The organism is Rhodococcus sp. NPDC057297, assembly GCF_042667435.1.
GTDB lineage: Bacteria > Actinomycetota > Actinomycetes > Mycobacteriales > Mycobacteriaceae > Rhodococcoides.
Genome location: NZ_JBHUZE010000005.1, coordinates 273,062 through 294,386 on the forward strand (window position 1 = coordinate 273,062; position 21,325 = coordinate 294,386).

The following is a 21,325-nucleotide window of genomic DNA, read 5'->3' on the forward strand; positions in this document are numbered from 1 at the left end:
CTCAGAAGTATCCTTCGCGCTTGCGGTCTTCCATGGCTGCCTCGGAGACGCGGTCGTCGCCTCGGGTGGCGCCACGTTCGGTGAGGCGGGATGCGGCGACCTCGGCGAGGATGGCCTCGTTGTCCGCGGCGTCGGACAGGACGGCGCCCGTGGTGGATCCGTCGCCCACGGTGCGGTAGCGCACCGACAGTGTCTGCAGCTCTTCGGCGTCCGTCGGACCGCCCCACACGCCCGGGGTCATCCACATGCCGTCGCGCTGATAGACCGGGCGCTGATGGGCGTAGTAGATGCTCGCCAATTCGACGTTGTCCCGCGCAATGTAGCGCCAGATGTCGAGCTCGGTGAAGTTGCTGAGGGGGAAGACACGGACCTGCTCACCGGGGGAGTGCTTGCCGTTGTAAAGGTTCCACAACTCGGGGCGCTGCTTCTTCGGATCCCACTGGCCGAATGCGTTGCGCAGCGAGAAGATCCGTTCCTTGGCGCGGGCGCGCTCTTCGTCACGGCGCGCACCACCGAAGACCGCATCGAAGCGGTTCTCCGAGATGGCGTCGAGCAGGGGAACGGTCTGCAAGGGGTTGCGAATGCCGTCGGGACGCTCGGTGAGGCGGCCGTCGGCGAGGTAGTCCTCGACCTTCGCGACGTGCAGGCGCAGGTTGTACTTCGCGACGACGTAGTCACGGAAGTCCAGCACCTCCTGCAGATTGTGCCCGGTGTCCACGTGGAGAAGCGCGAACGGAAGCGGTGCGGGCCAGAAGGCCTTGATCGCCAGGTGCAGCAGGACCGTGGAGTCCTTACCGCCGGAGAACAGGATCACCGGGCGTTCGAATTCGCCTGCGACCTCGCGGAAGATGTGGATTGCCTCGGACTCGAGTGCGTCGAGGGTGTCGAAGCGCGCGCTGTCGACTCGGGGGCGATCCGTTGCTGTGTTCACGGTCATGAGGCGTGCAACCCACATTCGGTCTTGGCCTTGCCGGCCCACCGACCGCTACGCGGATCGGCGCCGGGGGCAGGTTTGACGGTGCACGGCGCGCACCCGATCGATGGATATCCCTCGTCGACGAGTGGATTGACGAGGATGGAGTGTTCGTCGATGTAGCGCTGCATGTCGTCGTCGGACCACGCGGCGATCGGGTTGATCTTCACCAGGCCGAATGCGTCGTCGAACGAGACGAGGGGAGCGTTGGCGCGGGTCGGTGCCTCCACGCGTCGGATACCGGTGACCCAGGCGCTGTAGTTGGCGAGCTCCTTGCGCAACGGTGCGACCTTGCGCAGTGCGCAGCATCGGTTGGGTTCGCGCGCGAACAGGTCCTTGCCTTCGGTCGAATCCTGTTCGGCAACAGTCTGCTCGGCGCGTGCGTTGATGACGTTCACCCCGTACACGGCTTCCACCGCGTCGCGCGTGCCGATGGTTTCCGCGAAGTGGTAGCCGGTGTCGAGGAACAACACGTCGACGTTCGGGTGTACCTGCGCGGCGAGGTGAACGAGAACGGCATCCTGCATGTTGGACGCCACGATGTAGTCGTTGCCGAACTCTCGTTCGGTCCACTCGAGCAGTTCGACGGCATTGGCGCCGTCCAACTCCCTCGCGCCTCGCTCGGCGATCGATTTCAGCTGATCGACCGACAGGTCCAGTCTGGTAGTCATCGCAAATCCGCCTCGTCTGCTCGCACGGCCCATTGAGCGAACCGTTCGCCTTCGCCTCTGTGCTTCACGAAATTCCGCACCACTCGCTCGATGTAGTCACCGAGTTCGGTGCTGTTCACCTTGTGCTGGCGCAGCTTCCGGCCGAACGCACTGTCCAGGCCGAGGCTGCCTCCTAGATGAACCTGGAATCCCTCGACCTGATTCCCTGCACCGTCGTCGACGAGCATTCCCTTGAATCCGATGTCGGCGATCTGGGAGCGCGCACACGAGTTGGGGCAGCCGTTGATGTTGATGGTGACGGGTACGTCGAGCTGTGCGTTGATGTCCTCGAGTCGTGCTTCCAGATCGGGAACGAGAACCTGTGAGCGCTTTCGAGTTTCAGCGAAGGACAACTTGCAGAACTCGATTCCGCTGCAGGCCATCAGGTTCTTGCGCCAGTGCGACGGACGGGCAGGCAGTCCGAGCGCGTCGAGGTCCGAGATGAGCTGCTCGAGCTTGTCGTCGGGGACGTCGAGGACGATCAGTTTCTGATACGGAGTGAACCGCAGACGATCCGATCCGGCCTTCTCGGCGGCGTCGGCGACCTTGGCCATGATGGTGCCGGAGATGCGGCCGGCGATCGGCGCGACGCCGACGGCGTTGAGTCCGTTCTTCAGTTTCTGGATGCCGACGTGATCGCGGGGGCGGGACGGCTTCTCGGGCGCCGGGCCGTCGATCAGCTTGCGGTGCAGGTACTCGTCCTCGAGGACCTGACGGAACTTCTCGATGCCCCAATCCTTGATCAGGAACTTCAGACGTGCCTTGGTGCGCAGACGGCGATATCCGTAGTCGCGGAAGATCGAGACGACGCCTTCCCACACGTCCGGCACGTCTCCGAGAGGCACCCAGACGCCGACGCGCTGGGCCAACATGGGGTTGGTCGACAGTCCGCCGCCGACCCACAGGTCCAGACCCGGTCCGTGCTCGGGGTGATTCACACCGATGAAGGCGCAGTCGTTGATCTCGTGCACCACGTCCTGCAGGCCGGAGATCGCCGTCTTGAACTTGCGCGGAAGGTTCGAGTACTCGGGCTTGCCGATGTAGCGCTCGACGATTTCGTCGATAGCCGACGTGGGGTCGATCACCTCGTCCACAGCTTCACCGGCGAGGGGAGACCCGAGCACGACACGCGGGCAGTCGCCGCACGCCTCGGTGGTCTTCAGCCCGACGGCCTCGATACGACGCCAGATCTCGGGGACGTTCTCGACCTCGATCCAGTGATATTGGACGTTCTCGCGATCCGACAGATCGGCCGTGTCGCGGGCGAACTCCTGGGAGATTCCGGCGAGGGTGCGGAACTGTTCGAGGTTCAGCGCACCCGCGTCGCAACGGATGCGCATCATGAAGTACTTGGCTTCGAGCAAGTCGATGTTCTCGTCACCGGTGAACGTGCCGTCGTAGCCCTGTTCGCGCTGGGTGTAGAGACCCCACCAGCGGAACCGGCCGCGTAGGTCGCCCTTGTCGATGCTGTCGAAACCCTGCTTCGAATAGATGTTCTCGATACGAGCGCGGACGTTGAGCGGGTTGTCGTCCTTCTTGGATTGCTCGTTGGCGTTGAGAGGTTCGCGGTAACCGAGCGCCCACTGTCCTTCGGCTCGGCGCTTGGTCGGCCTGGCGGTACGCTCCCTCGGGGCTACGCCAGCAGGCGTGGACGAGGCGGCGGACGTGGCCGCGTCGGTTGTCGACGACATCGGTGTGCTCCTGGCTCTATCGGCTTCCGGGCCGCTGCAGGGAGAGGGCTGGTTCTCACCGCGGGCGCGCATCCGGACGGATCGTTCTGACTTCGTGCGTGGAGATCGGTCGAGCTGGCCGGCGTAGAGCTCAGCTGCAGACTCGACAACAAGGACACGATGAACTGCACACACGCTTGAGATCGACGTGGCGACGCGCCACGAGCGGGATCCCAGAGTCAGTCACGCGGACCATTGTGCCACGTCATTCCCGCTGGTCCGACCGCGGCAGGCCTATTTACCCACGATTTTGGGTAAATAGGCAGGCAGAGGGCCGGAAACTTGCTTCGCGCCTACGACACGTGGCTGCGAGCCTGCGAGGTGAATCGGTGTGTTCGACTTCTGGGACACTGGAGCGGTGAACCTGCTCGCTACCCCGCCCGTCCCACTCGCCCTGCCCGACGAGGCGTTCGACGGAATCGGACAGCGGCCGTTCGGAATCTACGTCCACGTCCCGTTCTGTGCGACGCGGTGCGGGTACTGCGATTTCAACACCTACACAGCCGGTGAGCTGGGCACCTCCGCATCGCCCGAGTCCTGGATGGACGGCCTGCGGCGCGAGCTCGACGCTGCGGCCGCATTGATCGACGCGCGCCTCGGACACGTCCCGACGGCCGACACCGTGTTCGTCGGTGGCGGCACGCCGTCTCTTCTCGGCGGAGCCGGTCTTTCCGACGTGCTGGCCGCCGTGCGCGCGAGCGTCGGACTGACTCAGGGTGCCGAGGTCACGACGGAATCGAACCCGGAATCGACGTCTCCACAGTTCTTCGAGCAACTTCGTGCCGCAGGATTCACCCGAGTTTCACTCGGCATGCAGTCCGCCGCACAGCACGTGCTGGCCGTCCTGGATCGCACGCACACGCCCGGCCGGGCTGTGGCCGCTGCGAAGGAGGCGCGCGAGGCAGGCTTCGAGCACGTGAACCTGGACCTCATCTACGGAACACCGGGGGAGAGGGACGAGGACCTCGACGCGTCGTTGGCCGCAGTGCTCGACGCAGGGGTCGACCACGTGTCCGCGTACGCGTTGATCGTCGAGGACGGCACGGCGATGGCTCGCAAGGTGCGTCGCGGAGAACTCCCGATGCCCGACGACGATGTTCTCGCCAGTCGCTACGAGCGGATCGATGCTGTGCTCGACGCTGCAGGCCTGCACTGGTACGAGGTGTCCAACTGGGCAACCGGCGCCGACGCCGAGTGCAAGCACAACATCGGCTACTGGAACGGCGGTGACTGGTGGGGCGCCGGACCCGGTGCACACAGCCACGTCGGCGGCACGCGCTTCTGGAACGTCAAGCACCCTGCCCGATATGCGGACGATCTGGCGTCCGGCGCGCTGCCGATCGCGGGCAGCGAACGGCTGACGACAGAGGATCGTCACCTCGAGGATCTGATGTTGAAGATTCGGTTGCGCACCGGGTTACCCGCCGACGTGCTGAGCGACGCCGAACGCCGTGCAGCGGCCCAGGTCGTTGCCGACGGCCTCATGACTTTCGGTGACGGCAACTATGTGCTGACCGACCGTGGGCGCCTGCTCGCCGACGCCGTCGTCAGGACCATCGCGGCCTGACCGGTCGTGGTGGGGACCGTCAGGCGCCGAGGACGTCGTAGTCGAAGACTCGAGCGTGCAGAACCGTCCGGTTTCGTAGCGCGGCGCGTACTGCGCGATGCAGGCCGTCCTCGAGGTAGACCACGCCGCGATAGTGGACGGCGTGGGGGAACAGGTCGCCGTAGAAGGTGGAGTCCTCGGACAGAAGTCGGTCGAGCTCGAGCACCTTCGTCGTGGTGACGATCTCGTCCAGTCGCAGCTGCCGTGGCGGGATCTTGGACCAGTCCCGCAGGGAGAGACCGTGCTCCGGGTACGGCTTCCCGTCGCGTACGCCCTTGAAGATCATGCGGTGAACGTCGTCGAAGTCGAGTAGGTCACCGCACCACAGTAAGGCCTTGGACGGCTCGTGTTCGTGGCGGCTACTAGACTCAGACTGTTGACAACCGCGTGACCGAACGAACCGAAGGGGGGAACGTGTCGAGCACCGAGGACAGGCGATTCGAAGTTCTGCGTGCAATCGTCGCGGATTACGTCTCCACTCAGGAACCGGTCGGCTCCCGGGCGTTGGTGGAGCGTCACAACCTGGGCGTGTCGAGCGCGACCGTCCGTAACGACATGGCGGTGCTCGAGGCCGAGGGCTACATCGCGCAGCCGCACACCAGCTCCGGTCGTGTCCCCACCGACAAGGGGTACCGGCAGTTCGTGGACCGCATCGCGGACGTCAAACCGCTGTCGTCCGCCGAGCGCCGGGCGATTCTGGAGTTTCTCGAGAACGGCGTCGACCTCGACGACGTGTTGCGACGCGGTGTGCGGCTGCTGGCCCAGCTGACTCGTCAGGTGGCGGTCGTGCAGTACCCGACGCTGTCGGTGTCCTCGGTTCGTCATCTCGAGATCGTGGCGCTGACGCCGGCTCGACTGCTGATGGTGCTCATCACGGACTCGGGTCGCGTCGATCAGCGGATCGTGGAACTCGGAGACGTCATCGACGACGACGAGCTGGCGCAACTGCGTCGCCTGCTCGGTGGCGCGATGGAAGGCAAGCGGCTGGCTGCGGCGTCGGCCGCGGTCGCCGAGCTCGCGGAGAACTCGCCCGCATCCCTGCGCGACGCCATCATCCGGTCGGCAACTGTTCTGATCGAATCGCTCGTCGAACATCCCGAGGAACGGTTGGTCCTCGGCGGAACCGCGAATCTGACGCGCAACGCGGCGGATTTCGCGGGCGACGCAGGCTTCCCCGGCTCCTTGCGCGGTGTCCTCGAAGCGCTCGAGGAACAGGTCGTGGTGCTGAAGCTTCTTGCCGTGACGCAGGACACGCGCACGGTCACCGTCCGGATCGGCGAGGAAACCCAGGTCGAGGAGATGCGCGGCACCTCGGTGATTTCCACTGGATACGGTTCGGCTGGCATGGTGCTCGGTGGCATGGGTGTGCTGGGGCCCACGCGGATGGACTATCCAGGAACAATCGCATCGGTTGCGGCCGTTGCGAGATACATCGGAGAAGTGCTCGCAGAACGCTGAGCACCTCCAGCTCGACTGCATCGGCTCGATCAACCAAGAACAGATTCGAAGAAAGAGACTCACGTGGCACGGGACTATTACGGAACACTCGGGGTCGGTCAGAAGGCCACCGACCAGGAGATCAAGCGCGCGTACCGCAAGTTGGCGCGTGAGCTCCACCCCGACGTGAACCCGGACGAGGCTGCCCAGGCTCGGTTCAAGGACATCTCGACCGCGTACGAGGTGCTGTCCGACCCGGAGAAGCGCCGCATCGTCGACCTCGGCGGCGATCCGTTGCAGCAGGGCGGCGGCGGAGGCGGTGGCTTCGGCGGCGCGGGCTTCGGCGGAGGTCTCGGCGACGTCTTCGAGGCGTTCTTCGGCGGTGGGGGCCAGGGCGGCGGTCGTGGTCCTCGCGGCCGTGTTCAGCCCGGTGCCGACTCGCTGCTGCGCACGAAGCTGACGCTCGACGAATGCGCCACCGGTGTCACCAAGCACATCACCGTCGACACAGCGATTCTCTGCGACGTGTGTACCGGTTCCGGCACCAACGGAGATTCCAAGCCGGTGCGCTGCGAGACGTGTGGCGGTGCCGGTGAGGTCCAGTCGGTGCAGCGCTCGTTCCTCGGCCAGGTCATGACGTCGCGCCCGTGCCCCACGTGCCGCGGAGCCGGCGAGACCATTCCCGACCCGTGCCGTAAGTGCGCGGGTGACGGCAGGGTGCGTTCGCGTCGTGAGATCTCGGTGAAGGTGCCCGTCGGCGTCAGCAACGGAATGCGTATCCGCCTCGCGTCGCAGGGCGAGGTCGGACCGGGTGGTGGCCCTGCCGGTGATCTGTACGTCGAGATCGTCGAGCAGCCGCACGAGGTGTTCGTTCGTGACGGCGACGACCTGCACTGCACCATCCGTGTCCCGATGGTGGACGCAGCACTCGGAACATCGGTGTCCGTGGACGCCATCATCGACGGACCGACCGAGATCACGGTCGACCAAGGCACCCAGCCGGGGTCGGTCGCGGTTCTGCGCGGACACGGAATGCCGAAGCTCCGTTCGGGCGTCCGCGGCGACCTTCACGCGCACCTGGAAGTCGTCGTGCCCTCCCGCCTGGACAGCAAGCAGACACAGGTGCTCGAGGACCTCAAGCGGTTGCGTGACCGCGACGCCGCCGAGGTCGTCACTACCGGATCTCAGCACAGCGGTGGGTTGTTCTCCCGGTTGCGGGAAGCGTTCAGCGGTCGCTGACGATGGCGGCTACCGTCTTCTATCTCGATCCGCTGCCCGAGGTCGGTGGCGTCGCCGTGCTGGACGGTAAGGAAGGCCACCACGCTGCCACGGTCCGACGTATCCGCGTCGGCGAACGGCTACTGCTGTCCGACGGTAGAGGCGGCCTCGCCGACACGGTCGTGACGGCTGCGGAGAAGAACCGTCTCGAGCTGGCGGTGAACGCCCGATCCGATGCGACGCCACCGACACCGACCGTCGGCCTGGTCCAGGCGCTTCCCAAAGCAGAGCGCTCGGAATTGGCCGTCGAACTGGCCACCGAAGCCGGTATCGATTCGATTCACCCGTGGCAGTCCGCGCGCTGCGTTGCGCGCTGGGACGGACCGAAGGCAGTCAAAGGCGTCGCGCGATGGCAAGGTGTCGCAGCCGCGGCGTCGAAGCAGTCCAGGCGACCGTTCGTCCCGTCGGTGAGCGACGTGCAGGACACCGCCGGCGTGGTCTCCCTGGTGCGCGACGTGGTCGATCGAGGCGGGGTGGTCGCGGTGCTGCACGAGGCGGCCACCGCCGAGTTCTCGTCGCTCCCGTTCCGAACGGTCCAGGAGGTCCTGCTGATCGTCGGGCCGGAGGGCGGCATCGACGACAAGGAGATCGCTCGGCTGACAGAAGTTGGGGCGACTCCGGTCATGCTGGGGCCCACGGTGTTACGGACGTCGACGGCGGCAGCGGTTGCGTTGGGTGCGATCGGTGCACTCACCGACAGATGGAAGCAAGCGCCCCTCGACTTCGGATCCCCGACATGAAGCGAACCACCATCGCCTACGGTGACCACCCCCAGCAGTTCGGACATCTGTATCTGCCCGAAGGCGATGCGACGGAACCGCTTTCGGTCGTCGTGGTCATCCACGGCGGCTTCTGGAGTGGGCAGTACGCGCTCAACCTGGGAACGCAGTACGCCGTCGAATGCGCACGAGCCGGGTACGCCGCGTGGAACATCGAGTACCGACGTGTGGGTGCCGGAGGGCTCTGGCCCGAGACAAGCGGAGACGTGGCGTCGGCCGTCGACGCGATCGCCACTGTGGTGCAGGACAATTCACCGCGTAAGCTGAATCTCGCCGACGTGCGTCTGCTGGGCCATTCGGCCGGGGGACACCTCGCGGTCTGGCTCGCGGGGGAGAGGGACACCGCACTTCGTCCGTCGCGGGTGGTGTCGCAAGCGGGTGTGCTCGACCTCGTGTCACGCGCCTCGTACGAGCCGATCCGGGCGCTCTTCGGCGTCGACTACGACGACGCGCCGGAGACGTACCGTGCGGCGTCGCCGCTTTGTCGCGTACCGACCGGCATTCCCGTGCACTGCATCCACGGCGCCGAGGACGTACAGGTCTCGGTGTCGCAGAGCGAAGAGTACGCACAGGCGGCGCGCGCGGCCGGAGACCACGTGACCTCGACCGTCGTCGACGGCGAGGATCATTTCGCATTCCTCCAGCCCGGCAGCCGATGTTGGAAGCATTCTCTCGCCGCCGTGTTGGAGTGATGCGGCGGGTGGAGTAATTGGAATGCGCTCACATCCAGGAGCGTTAAACTTCCAGCAGCCGAGTTCGAGACCAGACAACCGGAAGCAGGCCATAGCCACCACGTGAGTGAACACAGCGATCTTCCTGCCGAACGCCAGGTTCGGTCGAGTATGGAATTGGCACCAGAAGCGGTTCCGCCGCTGCTGGGACCGTCGGACGAGAACTTACGCACACTCGAGCAGATGCTGAGCGCGGACATCCACGTGCGGGGTAACGCGGTGACGCTCAGCGGAAAGGTCGCGGACGTCGCGCTGGCGGAACGCGTGATCTCCGAGCTGGCGGCCGTCGTCAAGCGTGCCCAACCTCTGACTCCCGACGCGGTCCGGCGCACGGTGGCGATGCTCACCGAGGGCGTCTCCGAGTCGCCGGCGGAGGTCTTGAGCTTGGACATCCTCTCGCGCCGAGGCAAGACGATTCGGCCGAAGACCCTCAACCAGAAGCGGTACGTCGACGCCATCGACGCCAACACCATCGTGTTCGGCATCGGGCCTGCGGGAACCGGCAAGACCTACCTCGCAATGGCGAAGGCCGTCCAGGCTCTGCAGGCCAAGCAGGTCAGTCGGATCATCCTGACCAGGCCGGCAGTGGAGGCCGGCGAGCGTCTCGGATTCCTTCCCGGCACGTTGCACGAGAAGATCGATCCGTACCTGCGTCCGCTGCACGACGCGTTGCACGACATGATGGACGTCGAAGCCATCCCGAAGCTGATGCAGGCGGGGGTCATCGAGGTCGCACCGCTCGCATACATGCGTGGCCGGACTCTGAACGACGCCTTCATCATTCTCGACGAGGCCCAGAACACCACTGCCGAGCAGATGAAGATGTTCCTGACGAGGCTGGGATTCGGATCCAAGATCGTGGTCACCGGGGATATCACCCAGGTCGACCTTCCCGGTGGAGCCCGATCGGGTCTCCGCGCCGCGAGCGAAATCCTGACCGAGGTCGACGATATCCACTTCGCGCAGTTGACCAGCAGTGACGTCGTTCGACACCGGCTGGTGTCCGACATCGTCGACGCGTACGAGCGCTTCGAGTCCTCTCGCGAGGGCAACGACTCGATCGGTAACCGTGCGCAGCGACGCTCGGGCGGGGCACGTGCCGCACGCCGTTAGACTCATGGCTGCCCGAGCGGAGAATCGACAGAGAATGAGCGGTAGATGAGTATCGAGGTGTCCAACGAATCGGGGATGGATGTCTCCGAGCCGGAACTGGTGAGCGTGGCGAGGTTCGCGATCGCGAGTATGGACGTGCACCCTGCCGCCGAACTGTCGATGGTGTTGGTGGATTCGGCGACCATGGCCGACCTGCACATGCGGTGGATGGATCTGCCGGGTCCGACGGACGTGATGTCGTTTCCCATGGACGAGCTGGAGCCGGGTGGTCGTCCAGACGCCCCCGAGCCGGGGCCGTCGATGCTCGGCGACATCGTGCTGTGTCCGTCGTTCGCCGCCGATCAGGCAGCCGCAGCCGGGCACCCGCTGGAACACGAGCTGGCGCTTCTCACGGTGCACGGTGTGCTGCACCTGCTCGGTTACGACCATGCCGAGCCGGACGAGGAGAAGGAGATGTTCGGTCTCCAGAATCGCATCCTCGAAGAGTGGTACGAGGATCTTCGCCGCACAGAGGAAGCCGAGATCCAAGCGGCTCGTGACGCACGACTGCTGGGTAAGACCGGGTTCTCCAGGGACGAGAACCTGTGAGCAGTGCACCTGCACTCATCGTTTCCGCTGTGGTGCTGGTGCCCGTTGCAGGTGTCTTCGCGGCCGTGGATTCGGCGCTCAACACCGTGTCGCGGGCACGGATCGAGGACATGGCCAAGGACGAGCGGCCCGGTGCCATCGGGTTGCTCGAAGTGGTGGCGGACCGCCCTCGCTACGTCAACCTGACCGTTCTGCTGCGCATCCTGTGCGAGATCGCGGCCACCGTACTTCTCGTCGGCGGCATGATGGACCTGTTATCGGAGACGCTTGCTCTCGCGGTCACCGCCATCGTCATGGTGCTGGTCAGCTACGTCGCGGTGGGTGTCGGCCCGCGAACGCTCGGTAGGCAGCACGCGTACTCCATCGCATTGTCCGCCGCGTTTCCGCTTCGAGCTCTCGGCTGGATACTCGGCCCTATCAGTCGTCTTCTCATCCTCATCGGAAATGCCATCACTCCCGGACGGGGTTTCCGCAACGGCCCGTTCGCATCGGAAATCGAGCTTCGTGAGCTGGTGGACATGGCCCGCGAACGCGGCGTCGTCGCCGACGACGAGCGTCGGATGATCCAGTCGGTGTTCGAACTCGGGGACACCTCCGCGCGCGAAATCATGGTGCCCCGGCCGGAGATGGTGTGGATCGAATCCGACAAGTCGGCAGGCCAAGCCACATCCCTCGCAGTGCGCAGCGGACACTCCCGCATCCCGGTGATCGGTGAGAACGTCGACGACGTCGTCGGCGTGGTCTACCTTAAGGACCTCGTCCAACGGACGTACTACTCCACAGACGGCGGCCGAGGGGTCAAGGTCGACGAACTGATGCGACCCGCGGTGTTCGTGCCGGATTCGAAGGCATTGGACAGCCTGCTGGCCGAAATGCAGCGCGATCGAAACCACATGGCCTTACTGGTCGACGAATACGGCGGCATCGCAGGGCTGGTGACCATCGAGGACGTGCTGGAGGAAATCGTCGGCGAGATCGCCGACGAATACGATTCCGCCGAGGTCGCTCCCATCGAGGACCTGGAGAACGGCACCTATCGTGTGTCCGCCCGCGTCACACTGGAGGACGTCGGCGAGCTGTTCGACATCGAGATCGAGTCCGAGGACGTGGACACCATCGGTGGACTGCTCGGCTACGAGCTCGGCCGCGTGCCGCTACCCGGTTCACGCGTCGAAACACACGGCTTGATCCTGATCGGAGAAGGCGGTGCAGACCCACGTGGGCGAGTACGCATCACGACCGTTCTGGTGGAACGAGTGCCTGCTCCCGACGACGACGACGAACACGACACGGCAGACGACGACAATCCCAGCCACAGACGGCGGGAAGAGCTGGGAGACGAAGAATGACCGACGCAGGCACCGAGTTTCGATCGGGATTCATCTGTTTCGTCGGACGGCCGAACACCGGCAAGTCGACGCTCACCAACGCGCTCGTCGGCTCCAAGATCGCGATCACCTCGTCCCGGCCGCAGACGACACGGCACACCATTCGCGGAATCGTTCACCGCGAGCACGCGCAGCTGATCCTCGTCGACACACCCGGACTCCACCGGCCGAGAACACTTCTGGGGCAGCGTCTGAACGACCTGGTTCAGGAGACCTACTCCGAGGTCGACATCATCGGGCTATGCATCCCCGCGGACGAGAAGATCGGACCCGGCGACCGCTGGATCCTCGAACAGGTACGTCACATCGCGCCCAGGACCACGTTGATCGGCATCGTCACCAAGATCGACAAGGTCAAGAAAGAACGCGTCGTACAGCAGTTGATGGCGCTCTCCAAGCTCCTCGGCGAGGACAGTCACGTCATCCCGGTCTCCGCCGCGTCGGGTGAGCAGGTGGAGAAGCTCGTCGACCTGTTCGCGTCGGAGCTCCCGGAGGGCCCCGCCTTCTACCCGGACGGCGAACTCACCGACGAGCCCGAAGACGTCCTGATGGCCGAACTCATCCGCGAAGCCGCTCTGGAAGGCGTTCGCGACGAACTCCCGCACTCGCTCGCCGTGGTGATCGACGAGGTCACCCCTCGCGAGGGCCACGACAACATGCTCGACGTCCACGCGATCCTCTACGTCGAACGCCCTAGCCAGAAAGCCATCATCATCGGTAAAGGCGGGTCGAGATTGAAAGAGGTCGGCACGGCATCGAGGCTGCAGATCGAAAAGCTTCTCGGCACGAGGATCTACCTCGACCTGCACGTCAAAATTGCCAAGGACTGGCAGACCGACCCGAAGCAGATGGGCAAACTGGGCTTCTGACGGTAGTCGAAACTGTGCGTTAACAACGACGAAAGCGTTCTGCTGTTTACTCGGTTCGACTGCCCGTCGAGCCGAAGGACGCACCATGCCCGATCACGACATCGCGTCCATTGTTGCCGAAATGGCGTCGCCGGCAGCGACCCGGCGGATGAACGGAGCCATCGACTACCTCCGATACGAGGGTCGATGCGACAGTTTCCTGCTTGCGTACCGGGACGAGACGACCGATCGCTACGTCACCGTCGAGCAGCGGGGATACGACCAGAGGGTCGCCGGGTTCCTGACCGGTGACATCGATCGGCTTCCCGAGTTCGAGAAACAGTTCTCGCACGTGGACGAGGTGTTCGACTGGACCGAGGTGCCCGGCTTCGGGACGTCACCGACTGCGATGTCGGTGTTGCGTCCCGATGGCTTCTCCAACGGTGTGCTGATGTTGTTACACGACGACGACGGCACGCTCATCGGCATGTGTCACGGCAATGTCGAGAAAGAACAGTTTCCGACGCCCGCCAAGACCATCCTCGAGCGGATGCGACCCGCATTCACGCGGTACGCCAGCGATCTGCGCGCGACCTCGCGGTTTCGGCTGACCGCCCGCGAGTTGCAGATTCTCGGCCTGGTGCGTCGTGGAATGTCGAACGCGGAGATCGGTGAGGAGTTGGTCCTCTCGCCCCGCACAGTGACGACCCACGTCGAAAAAATCCTGCGCAAGTTGGATGTGCCGAATCGTGTCATGGCGGCGGTCTACGCTACCGAGCTCGGGCTCGGTTCCGACCGACGAACGGTCGACGCGATCTCTCTTGCGGCGTCCTGAATCCGCGTCCGGTACCAATTCTCAACACATCCGTCACGTGGAAGAAACGTGCCTATTGGATGGCGTAGAACCTCGACTTCCATTGTGATCCATGACATCTGGAATACGTAATTCGACGTATTCTCTTCCGACTCTGTCCTTCTCTACGGTTCATGTATCCCGATCGGTTCGACGGCGCACCGCTCGGCTTACGGAGACAGACGTTCTCCTTCACACTCGTAGATCGAAGGACCATGTCCATGAACATCGCTTCTCGAAGTGACCGCACGTGAAACGCGGACGCAGGTCGGGCTCGCTCACCGGTCTCGCTGCGGCGGTCGTCCTGGCGATCTCGTCGCTGACCGCGTGCAGCGCCGATCGTGAGATCGTTACCGACAACACGTTCGTCATCGCCATCGAATCCGAGGCCGACGTCCTCGATCCCCAGGTGGCAGGCGGCTGGGTCTCGTGGCGCATCAATCAGCAGATCTTCGAACCACTGGTGACCGAGGACCTACGGACACCGTCGAGCGAAGCACAGGTTCCGGCGCTGGAGCCGGGGCTTGCGGAGTCGTGGGAGGTCTCTCCCGATGGCCTCACCTACACGTTCCACATCAGACAGGGCGTCCAATTCCACGACGGCACCGAATTGGACGCCGCCGCAGTCGAATACAACTTCCGGCGAATGTGGGACAAGGAGGCTCCGCACTACTCCGCGAAGGCCGCAGGACAAACCAACTTCATCTGGCTGAACACCGAATCTATCGAGACCGTCGACCGGTACACACTCGTCGTCAAGCAGGCGACACCGTTCTCACCGTTCCTACGAATGCTGGCTCAGGGTGGTAACGGTTCGACAGCCATCATGAGCCCCACCGCGATCGAGCAGTACGGCGAGGGTATCGGTGATCACCCGGTGGGAACAGGACCGTTCGTGTTCGACGAGCGAATCCGCGGTGAGCGAATCAGCCTGAAGCGCAACGACGACTACTGGGGAATCGAACCGTCGATCCAGGGTGTCGTCTTCCGGCCTCTGCCCGACGCCTCTGCGCGAGTCGCCGCGCTGCGCAGCGGTGACGTCGACATGATCGCTGTTCCGAGTCCGGACAGTGTCGGCAACCTCGTAGACGAGGGCTACCAGCTGTCGGAGGGCACCCCGCCTCACGTGTGGTACCTCTCGTTCAACATGCAGGATCCGAACATGGCGATCAAGGAAGTTCGGCAGGCGATCAACCTCGCGATCAACCGTGAGGGCATGGCGACCGATCTTCTCCGCGGAACGGTCAACCCGGCGTACGGCGTGCAGGCTCCCGCGAACGGCGCGTTCGTCGAACGCACCGATGCCTACACTCGCGACATCGACCAGGCCAAGGAGCTTCTCGCTTCGGTCGGTCTGCAAGACGGTTTCGAAACCACTCTGATCACCTCGGTCGACGGTTCGGGTCAGATCATTCCGACACAGATGGCGGAGTACCTGCAGCAGAACCTCGCCGAGATCGGCATCACGATGAACATCCAGACGCAGGAATGGATTTCGTACCTCGGCACCTGGGCGCAGGGCATGCAACCCGGGGTCGGTATGGCCCAGATGTCCTGGGGTATGACCACCCCGTACTGGCTCTACATCGTGACATCGTCGAAGCTGCAGGCGCCCAACGGCGTCAACGTCGGATACTACTCGAGCCCCGAACTGGACGCTGTGATGGATCTGGCGATCCAGTCCACCGACGAGGACGAGGCCAACGAGTACTGGCGTCAGGCGAACGACATCGTCACCGAGGACGCAGCTCTCGCACCTGTCGTCAACGACAAAGCCCCCTACGTGCTCGCTCCCTATGTCTCCGGATTCGTCTCCGCGAGCGAAGAGTGGTACGACCTCAAAGAAGTGAGGCTCGAGCAATGACAGGAACACTCCGCTCACGATTGTTGTCCACCGTTGCGGTTCTGCTCGGGGTCAGCATCGTCGTCTTTCTGCTCCTCCAGCTCGTCCCCGGCGACCCGGCGCTGACAATCTTAGGATCCGGTGCAACCTCGGAATCGGTTGCGGCCGTGCGCAGTGAACTTGGTCTCGACCGGTCACCTCCGGTGCAGTACCTCGATTACATGGGTAGTCTGCTGCAAGGCGATCTGGGGCGCTCTCTGACGGTCAACAAGCCCGTCACCGAAATCATGATGCCGCGCTTCTGGAACACGATCATCCTGACCGTCGCGGCACTCGTCCTGTGCATCGTGATCGGCGTGCCGCTGGGAATCGCAGCCGCGCGCAAACAGAACGGGGTCTTCGACCGCGTGGCGATGTTCGTCTCGCTGGCAGGGGCAAGCGTCCCGGTCTACTGGTTCGGGTTGGTCCTGATCGGCTTCTTTTCGATCGAGCTCGGCGTCTTCCCGACCTCGGGCATGTACAACAGCCGTCATCCGGGCGGGCTCGGCGACGTTCTGATGCATCTGGTTCTGCCCGCCGTCGCAGCGGCGTTGGTGCCGTTGGCGGTCATCGCACGAATGACCCGCAGCGTCATGGTCGACGTGCTGCAGCAGGACTACATCCGAACGCTGCGTGCCTCGGGTCTGTCCGAGCAGTCGGTGCTGTGGCGTCACGGACTGCGTAATGCGTTGCCGCCGATCGTCGGCGTCATCGGTTTGCAGGTCGGCTATCTGCTCGGCGGAGTGGTGTTCGTGGAGGTCGTCTTCGGGTGGCCCGGGCTAGGGCAGCAGCTCTACACCTCGATCACCCAACGCGACATTCCGGTCGTCCAGGCGGGTGTGCTGTTCATCGCCTTGGCCTTCGTCGTCGTCAACCTCATTGCCGACATCGCCGTCGGACTCCTCGATCCGCGCACCCGAAAGACGGTGAACGCATGAATGCAGCAGTCGACATCGACGTCCGTACCACCGCGGCGTCGGCGCAGGAGACATCCGCACCGAAAGCCTCGACCTCGCAGTGGAAACTCGGTCTGCGTACCTTCTGCCGTGACCGAGTCGCACTCGTCTCGGCACTGTTCTTGATCCTGGTGACACTGGCCGCGATCTTCGCACCGCTGCTCACCTCCTACAGTCCGACCTCCGGTGACCCGGTCAACCGCCTGGCGGGAGTCGGCACCGAAGGCCACATCCTCGGACTCGACGGACAGGGCCGAGACATCCTCTCGCGCTTGCTCTACGGTGGCCGAAACTCACTTCTCGTCGCCGTTGTGCCCGTCCTCGTGGTGTTCCCGTTGTCGCTGATGATCGGGCTGTTCGCCGGCTACAAGCGCAGCCGCGCCGGCGAACTCCTGATGCGTGTTCTCGACGTGTTGTTCGCCTTCCCGCTCGTGCTGCTCGCGATCGCACTGTCCGCGGTCCTCGGAGCAGGTCTGGGCAACGTGATGCTTTCCATCGGCGTCACTCTGATCCCGTACATGGCCCGTGTCGCGTACACCGCGACCGTGCAGGAATCGGGCAAGGAGTACATCGAGGCAGCGCGCGCGTACGGCGCGAATCCGGGGCATCTGATGTTCCGGGAACTCGCACCGAACGTCATCGCCCAGCTGATCGTGTACGCAACGACCCTGTGCGGGTTGATGATCGTCGTCGCAGCAGGCCTGAGCTTCCTCGGTGTCGGTGTCGTTCCGCCAACTCCCGACTGGGGAATCATGACCTCCGACGGATCGAGCGTGCTTCTCGAAGGCATCTACCACATCGCCACAATTCCCGGTTTGGTGATTCTCTTCGTCGCACTCGCCTTCAATCTCGTCGGCGACGGAATTCGGGACGCCCTCGACCCCAGAAAGCAGACACGATGAACGAGCCCCTACTGGATATCCAGAACCTGCGGGTCGATTTCCACACCGACGGCGGTGTCGTTCACGCCGTCAGGAACGTATCGATCACGATGGCGCCAGGCGAGATTCGCGGATTGGTAGGAGAATCCGGATCCGGAAAGAGCGTGACCTCGCTGAGTGTGCTCGGCCTGCTCGGTACCTCCCGCGCCCGCATCGAGGGCGGAGCAATCGTGTTCCGCGGCGAGAACCTGCTCGACAAGACAGAGAAAGAGATGCGCGGAATTCGAGGCAGCCACATCGGTCTGGTATCGCAGAACGCGCTGAGCGCACTCGATCCTTCCTTCACGATCGGTGCCCAGCTGATCGAGGTCATCCGGCTGCATCAAAAGGTGGACAAGGAGACAGCCCGGAAGAAGGCGTTGGAATCGCTGGAACTGGTGGCGTTGCCGGACCCGGCACGCAGGATGAAGGCTTACCCGCACGAACTCAGTGGTGGGCAGCGTCAACGTGTCGTCATTGCAATCGCGCTCGCGTGTCGGCCGGAGCTGCTACTCGCGGACGAGCCGACCACAGCGCTCGACGCCACCGTACAGAAGCAGATTCTCGATCTGTTGCTCGAGATCAATCGTGAACTGGGGACGGCGATTCTGATCGTCACGCACGACTTCGGCGTCGTGTCGCACGTCTGCTCGCAGGTCACGGTGATGCGTCACGGTGAGGTGATGGAGGCGGGTACCACGGCTGCTGTGCTCGAGGAGCCCAAGCACCCTTACACCCAGGGGCTGATGAGCGCGGTTCCCAAACTGCATCTCGACGACGCAACCAGGGCCGTGCCCCGGAGCAATCGCAGGCTCTACGAATTCAAACAACTCGTCTCGGCGCAAGGAGAAACAAGATGACAGCCGACGACTTCGCGGTGCCGCTCGTGGCGGTGCGCGATCTGCGCAAGGTGTACCCGGTGCGTGGTGAGAAGCGGAAGAAAACGGACTTCGTGGCCGTCGACTCGATCAGCTTCGACATCGCCAAGGGTGAGACGTTCGGGCTGATCGGTGAATCTGGTTCCGGCAAGACCACGACCGGCCGGATGGTGCTTGCCCTCGAGAAGGTAACCTCGGGATCGATCCTGTTCGAAGGCAACGACATCGCGGCGATGACCGAACTCGACATGCGGCGCTATCGCAAGCGGATGCAGATCGTGTTCCAGGATTCTGGCTCGGCGTTCAACCCGCGCCGCAGTGTCGGCGCGCAGATCGGCTACGCGTTGCAGCGATTCCAGATGGCACCGAAGAGCGAGATTCGCGGATTGGTGCTGGAGATGCTCGGCCGCGTCGGGATGGAAGCGGCGCACTACGACCGCTATATCCACGAATTCTCGGGCGGACAACGGCAGCGTCTTGGGATTGCTCGCGCCCTGATCACCGATCCGGACTTTCTCGTTCTCGACGAGCCCACCGCCGCACTGGATGTCTCGGTCCAAGCGCAGATCCTGAACCTGCTCAAGGATCTACAGTCCGAACGGGGACTGACCATGCTTCTCATCACGCACAACCTGGCGCTGGTGGAACACATGTGCGACAACGGGGGAGTGCTGGATCACGGCACCCTTGTCGAATCGGGTCCGGTAGACGACCTGCTTTCGAAGCCGAAGACCGCGATCACCCGCTCGCTCGTCGACGCTGTCCTCGAACCGACGAAAGTAGCGAGCTGATGAGCCAACACGACTGGGCGCGAGCCTCGTTGACAGCCCGCGGGGTGCCCGAATCGATGATCGGTGATGCCGCATCCGCAGGCGCGTCGTCGCTGCGCTCGGCAGCCCGGCTCGCCGCAGCCGTGGGAGAAAGCGATTCGCTTCCCCTCGTCCTCGGCACGACAGATACGACAGTCCTCGGCACGACAGATACGACAGTCCTCGGCACGACAGGAGGATCGAAGTGATCGATCCGACGGGGATGACCGCGACGGAGATCAACCACGGCGTCGAAACAGGCGAACTGGATCCCGTCGACGTCGTCGAGACCTACCTCGACCGGATCGCCGCGATCGACCCGTCCTTGGCATCCTTCGTGCTGGTGACCGCCGACGAAGCACGCGCCGAGGCCTCGGTGCTGCGTGAGGCCGTGCGATCCGGAGTCCCTGGTGGCCCGCTTCGCGGGGTCCCGTTTGCGGTCAAGGACCTGTACGACGTCGCGGGGTACCCGACGCGGTCGGGATCTCGAGCCTCTTCCGAAGCACCCGTGACCGAGGATGCCGCAACGGTGACCGCGCTGCGCGACGCCGGGGCGATTCTCATCGGTAAAACGACCACCCACGAGTACGCCTACGGAGTCACGACGCCTCCGACGCGGAATCCGTGGTCACTTGGCCACGTGCCAGGAGGTTCCAGCGGCGGATCCGGTGCGGCAGTAGCAGCACGACTCGCTCCCGTGGCGATGGGCACCGACACTGGCGGATCGATCCGCATTCCTGCCGCATTGTGCGGGGTCACCGGGATGAAGGCGACCTATGGCCGAGTGAGCAAGCGAGGGGTCACGGTGCTGAGTTGGACTCTCGACCACGCGGGCCCGCTGGCTACGACCGTGGCCGACGCCGCGCTGTCCCTCGGGGTGCTTGCCGGTCACGACACAGGCGATCCCTACAGCGCCGGGGAGGCAGTACCGGACTTCGGTGTCATGCTGGACCGAGGTGTCGACGGTATGCGACTCGGCGTCAGCGAAGCCTATTTCTGCGACCGTCTCGAACCGGGCGTCGCGGCAGCGTTCGACCGTGCAATCCGAGAACTCGAGAAGGCAGGCGCGACGATAGTTCCGGTGGCGTTCGCCGGAGTCGAACTTTGCCCGGACATCGTCGGTGTCGTCGCCAGTGTCGAAGCCGCATCGTTCCACCGGGCGAGAGCTACCGAGCGACCTGAACTGTTCGGCTCCGACGTCGTAGACGCACTTCGGGTCGGTAACCTCCACAGCGGTGTCTCCTACGTCGACGCTCAGCGGGCGCGATCGGTGGTGACTGCCGGAATGAACCGGATGTTCGGCGAGGTCGACGCCCTGCTGTCGCCGACGGTCGCCGGTACCGCGCCGATACTCGGAACCGAGCGAACCTCGTTGGGAAAGAGCCAGATCGACGTTCTCAACGGCCTCAATGCACTCACCGTTCCCGCCAACGTCACCGGTATGCCGGCACTGTCCGTTCCTGCGGGCTTCGACAACCAGGGGTTACCCGTCGGCCTGCAGATCATGACGCCACCGTTCCAGGAAGCACTCGCTTTCGCCGTCGGACGGGCCTTCGAGGCCCGCACCGATTTTGCCGCCGCGGTTCCATATACCGCATCCACCCTGACAGGAGAACTTCTGTGACCGCCAACTTCGTTCCGACGAAAGAACAACTCGCAACTGTCTTCGAGTACGCCGGACTGCCGGTCAGCGCAGAGCGCCTCGACTCCGAATTCGAGACCTACAGTTCTACTCTCGCACTCGTTCGCAAGGCCAGCATCACCGGTATCGGCGAGACGGTTCCGGCCGCCGCATTCAACGCGTCCTGGGAATAGGCACCCACCCACATCGTTCGGAAAGGCTTGT

22 protein-coding genes are annotated in these 21,325 nt (G+C 64.1%); 18 read left to right on the top strand and 4 right to left on the bottom strand.

Annotated features, from left to right (window positions below):
- Window position 1: 1 nt before the first annotated feature.
- Genes cysD through ACFULT_RS17575 form a run of 3 tightly spaced genes read right to left on the bottom strand, consistent with a single transcriptional unit; the run spans window position 2 to window position 3,374 of the window.
- Window positions 2-937 carry a sulfate adenylyltransferase subunit CysD gene (gene cysD / locus ACFULT_RS17565; RefSeq protein ID WP_037107423.1) on the bottom strand — a complete coding sequence of 312 codons (936 nt, stop codon included), beginning with the start codon at window positions 935-937 and terminating at the stop codon, window positions 2-4.
- Window positions 934-1,644, bottom strand: a complete 711-nt coding sequence (locus ACFULT_RS17570) for a phosphoadenylyl-sulfate reductase (protein WP_037107426.1) — start codon at window positions 1,642-1,644, stop codon at window positions 934-936. The genes cysD and ACFULT_RS17570 overlap by 4 nt, the downstream gene beginning before the upstream one ends.
- Window positions 1,641-3,374, bottom strand: coding sequence for a nitrite/sulfite reductase (locus ACFULT_RS17575; protein WP_378482018.1), 1,734 nt, complete (start codon window positions 3,372-3,374; stop codon window positions 1,641-1,643). The genes ACFULT_RS17570 and ACFULT_RS17575 overlap by 4 nt, the downstream gene beginning before the upstream one ends.
- A 397-nt stretch (window positions 3,375-3,771) precedes the next feature.
- On the opposite strand from ACFULT_RS17575, the gene hemW reads away from it, so the two are divergent.
- Window positions 3,772-4,980 carry a radical SAM family heme chaperone HemW gene (gene hemW / locus ACFULT_RS17580; RefSeq protein WP_378482058.1) on the top strand — a complete coding sequence of 403 codons (1,209 nt, stop codon included), beginning with the start codon at window positions 3,772-3,774 and terminating at the stop codon, window positions 4,978-4,980.
- A gap of 19 nt (window positions 4,981-4,999) precedes the next feature.
- On the opposite strand, the gene ACFULT_RS17585 is transcribed toward hemW, so the two are convergent.
- Window positions 5,000-5,305, bottom strand: a complete 306-nt coding sequence (locus ACFULT_RS17585) for a type II toxin-antitoxin system VapB family antitoxin (RefSeq protein ID WP_037107431.1) — start codon at window positions 5,303-5,305, stop codon at window positions 5,000-5,002.
- A gap of 128 nt (window positions 5,306-5,433) precedes the next feature.
- On the opposite strand from ACFULT_RS17585, the gene hrcA reads away from it, so the two are divergent.
- From hrcA to ACFULT_RS17670, 17 genes are all read left to right on the top strand, one after another.
- A complete protein-coding gene (gene hrcA / locus ACFULT_RS17590; protein WP_026348199.1) occupies window positions 5,434-6,477 on the top strand; it encodes a heat-inducible transcriptional repressor HrcA in 1,044 nt (347 codons plus the stop codon).
- A 63-nt stretch (window positions 6,478-6,540) separates the two neighbouring features.
- Window positions 6,541-7,695 (top strand): molecular chaperone DnaJ, encoded by a 1,155-nt coding sequence (gene dnaJ / locus ACFULT_RS17595; RefSeq protein WP_019667494.1) that lies wholly within the window; start codon window positions 6,541-6,543, stop codon window positions 7,693-7,695.
- A 2-nt stretch (window positions 7,696-7,697) separates the two neighbouring features.
- Window positions 7,698-8,474: a 16S rRNA (uracil(1498)-N(3))-methyltransferase gene (locus ACFULT_RS17600; protein ID WP_378482019.1), complete on the top strand. Its 777-nt coding sequence runs from the start codon at window positions 7,698-7,700 to the stop codon at window positions 8,472-8,474.
- Window positions 8,471-9,205, top strand: a complete 735-nt coding sequence (locus ACFULT_RS17605; RefSeq protein ID WP_037107437.1) for a S9 family peptidase — start codon at window positions 8,471-8,473, stop codon at window positions 9,203-9,205. The genes ACFULT_RS17600 and ACFULT_RS17605 overlap by 4 nt, the downstream gene beginning before the upstream one ends.
- A 150-nt stretch (window positions 9,206-9,355) precedes the next feature.
- A complete protein-coding gene (locus tag ACFULT_RS17610; protein ID WP_241483684.1) occupies window positions 9,356-10,357 on the top strand; it encodes a PhoH family protein in 1,002 nt (333 codons plus the stop codon).
- A gap of 45 nt (window positions 10,358-10,402) precedes the next feature.
- Window positions 10,403-10,945: an rRNA maturation RNase YbeY gene (gene ybeY / locus ACFULT_RS17615; RefSeq protein WP_019667490.1), complete on the top strand. Its 543-nt coding sequence runs from the start codon at window positions 10,403-10,405 to the stop codon at window positions 10,943-10,945.
- Window positions 10,942-12,294, top strand: a complete 1,353-nt coding sequence (locus ACFULT_RS17620) for a hemolysin family protein (RefSeq protein ID WP_378482020.1) — start codon at window positions 10,942-10,944, stop codon at window positions 12,292-12,294. The genes ybeY and ACFULT_RS17620 overlap by 4 nt, the downstream gene beginning before the upstream one ends.
- Window positions 12,291-13,202, top strand: coding sequence for a GTPase Era (era, locus tag ACFULT_RS17625; protein ID WP_020111631.1), 912 nt, complete (start codon window positions 12,291-12,293; stop codon window positions 13,200-13,202). Before ACFULT_RS17620 ends, era begins: the two co-directional genes overlap by 4 nt.
- Window positions 13,203-13,287: 85 nt before the next feature.
- Window positions 13,288-14,016: a response regulator transcription factor gene (locus tag ACFULT_RS17630; RefSeq protein WP_094655440.1), complete on the top strand. Its 729-nt coding sequence runs from the start codon at window positions 13,288-13,290 to the stop codon at window positions 14,014-14,016.
- Window positions 14,017-14,284: 268 nt separating this feature from the next.
- Window positions 14,285-15,898, top strand: coding sequence for an ABC transporter substrate-binding protein (locus ACFULT_RS17635; protein WP_094655441.1), 1,614 nt, complete (start codon window positions 14,285-14,287; stop codon window positions 15,896-15,898).
- The gene (locus ACFULT_RS17640; RefSeq protein WP_378482021.1) at window positions 15,895-16,854 is read left to right on the top strand and encodes an ABC transporter permease; all 960 of its coding nucleotides are present in this window, start codon (window positions 15,895-15,897) and stop codon (window positions 16,852-16,854) included. The genes ACFULT_RS17635 and ACFULT_RS17640 overlap by 4 nt, the downstream gene beginning before the upstream one ends.
- The gene (locus tag ACFULT_RS17645; protein ID WP_378482022.1) at window positions 16,851-17,774 is read left to right on the top strand and encodes an ABC transporter permease; all 924 of its coding nucleotides are present in this window, start codon (window positions 16,851-16,853) and stop codon (window positions 17,772-17,774) included. Before ACFULT_RS17640 ends, ACFULT_RS17645 begins: the two co-directional genes overlap by 4 nt.
- Window positions 17,771-18,652 carry an ABC transporter ATP-binding protein gene (locus ACFULT_RS17650; RefSeq protein WP_378482023.1) on the top strand — a complete coding sequence of 294 codons (882 nt, stop codon included), beginning with the start codon at window positions 17,771-17,773 and terminating at the stop codon, window positions 18,650-18,652. The genes ACFULT_RS17645 and ACFULT_RS17650 overlap by 4 nt, the downstream gene beginning before the upstream one ends.
- Entirely contained in the window at window positions 18,649-19,461 is an 813-nt protein-coding gene (locus tag ACFULT_RS17655; protein ID WP_378482024.1) for an ATP-binding cassette domain-containing protein, read from the top strand. The genes ACFULT_RS17650 and ACFULT_RS17655 overlap by 4 nt, the downstream gene beginning before the upstream one ends.
- Complete coding sequence (locus ACFULT_RS17660; RefSeq protein ID WP_037107459.1) at window positions 19,461-19,688, top strand: hypothetical protein; 228 nt, start codon at window positions 19,461-19,463, stop codon at window positions 19,686-19,688. Before ACFULT_RS17655 ends, ACFULT_RS17660 begins: the two co-directional genes overlap by 1 nt.
- A complete protein-coding gene (locus ACFULT_RS17665) occupies window positions 19,685-21,103 on the top strand; it encodes an amidase (RefSeq protein ID WP_378482025.1) in 1,419 nt (472 codons plus the stop codon). Before ACFULT_RS17660 ends, ACFULT_RS17665 begins: the two co-directional genes overlap by 4 nt.
- Entirely contained in the window at window positions 21,100-21,294 is a 195-nt protein-coding gene (locus ACFULT_RS17670) for a hypothetical protein (RefSeq protein WP_378482026.1), read from the top strand. Before ACFULT_RS17665 ends, ACFULT_RS17670 begins: the two co-directional genes overlap by 4 nt.
- Window positions 21,295-21,325 lie beyond the last annotated feature (31 nt).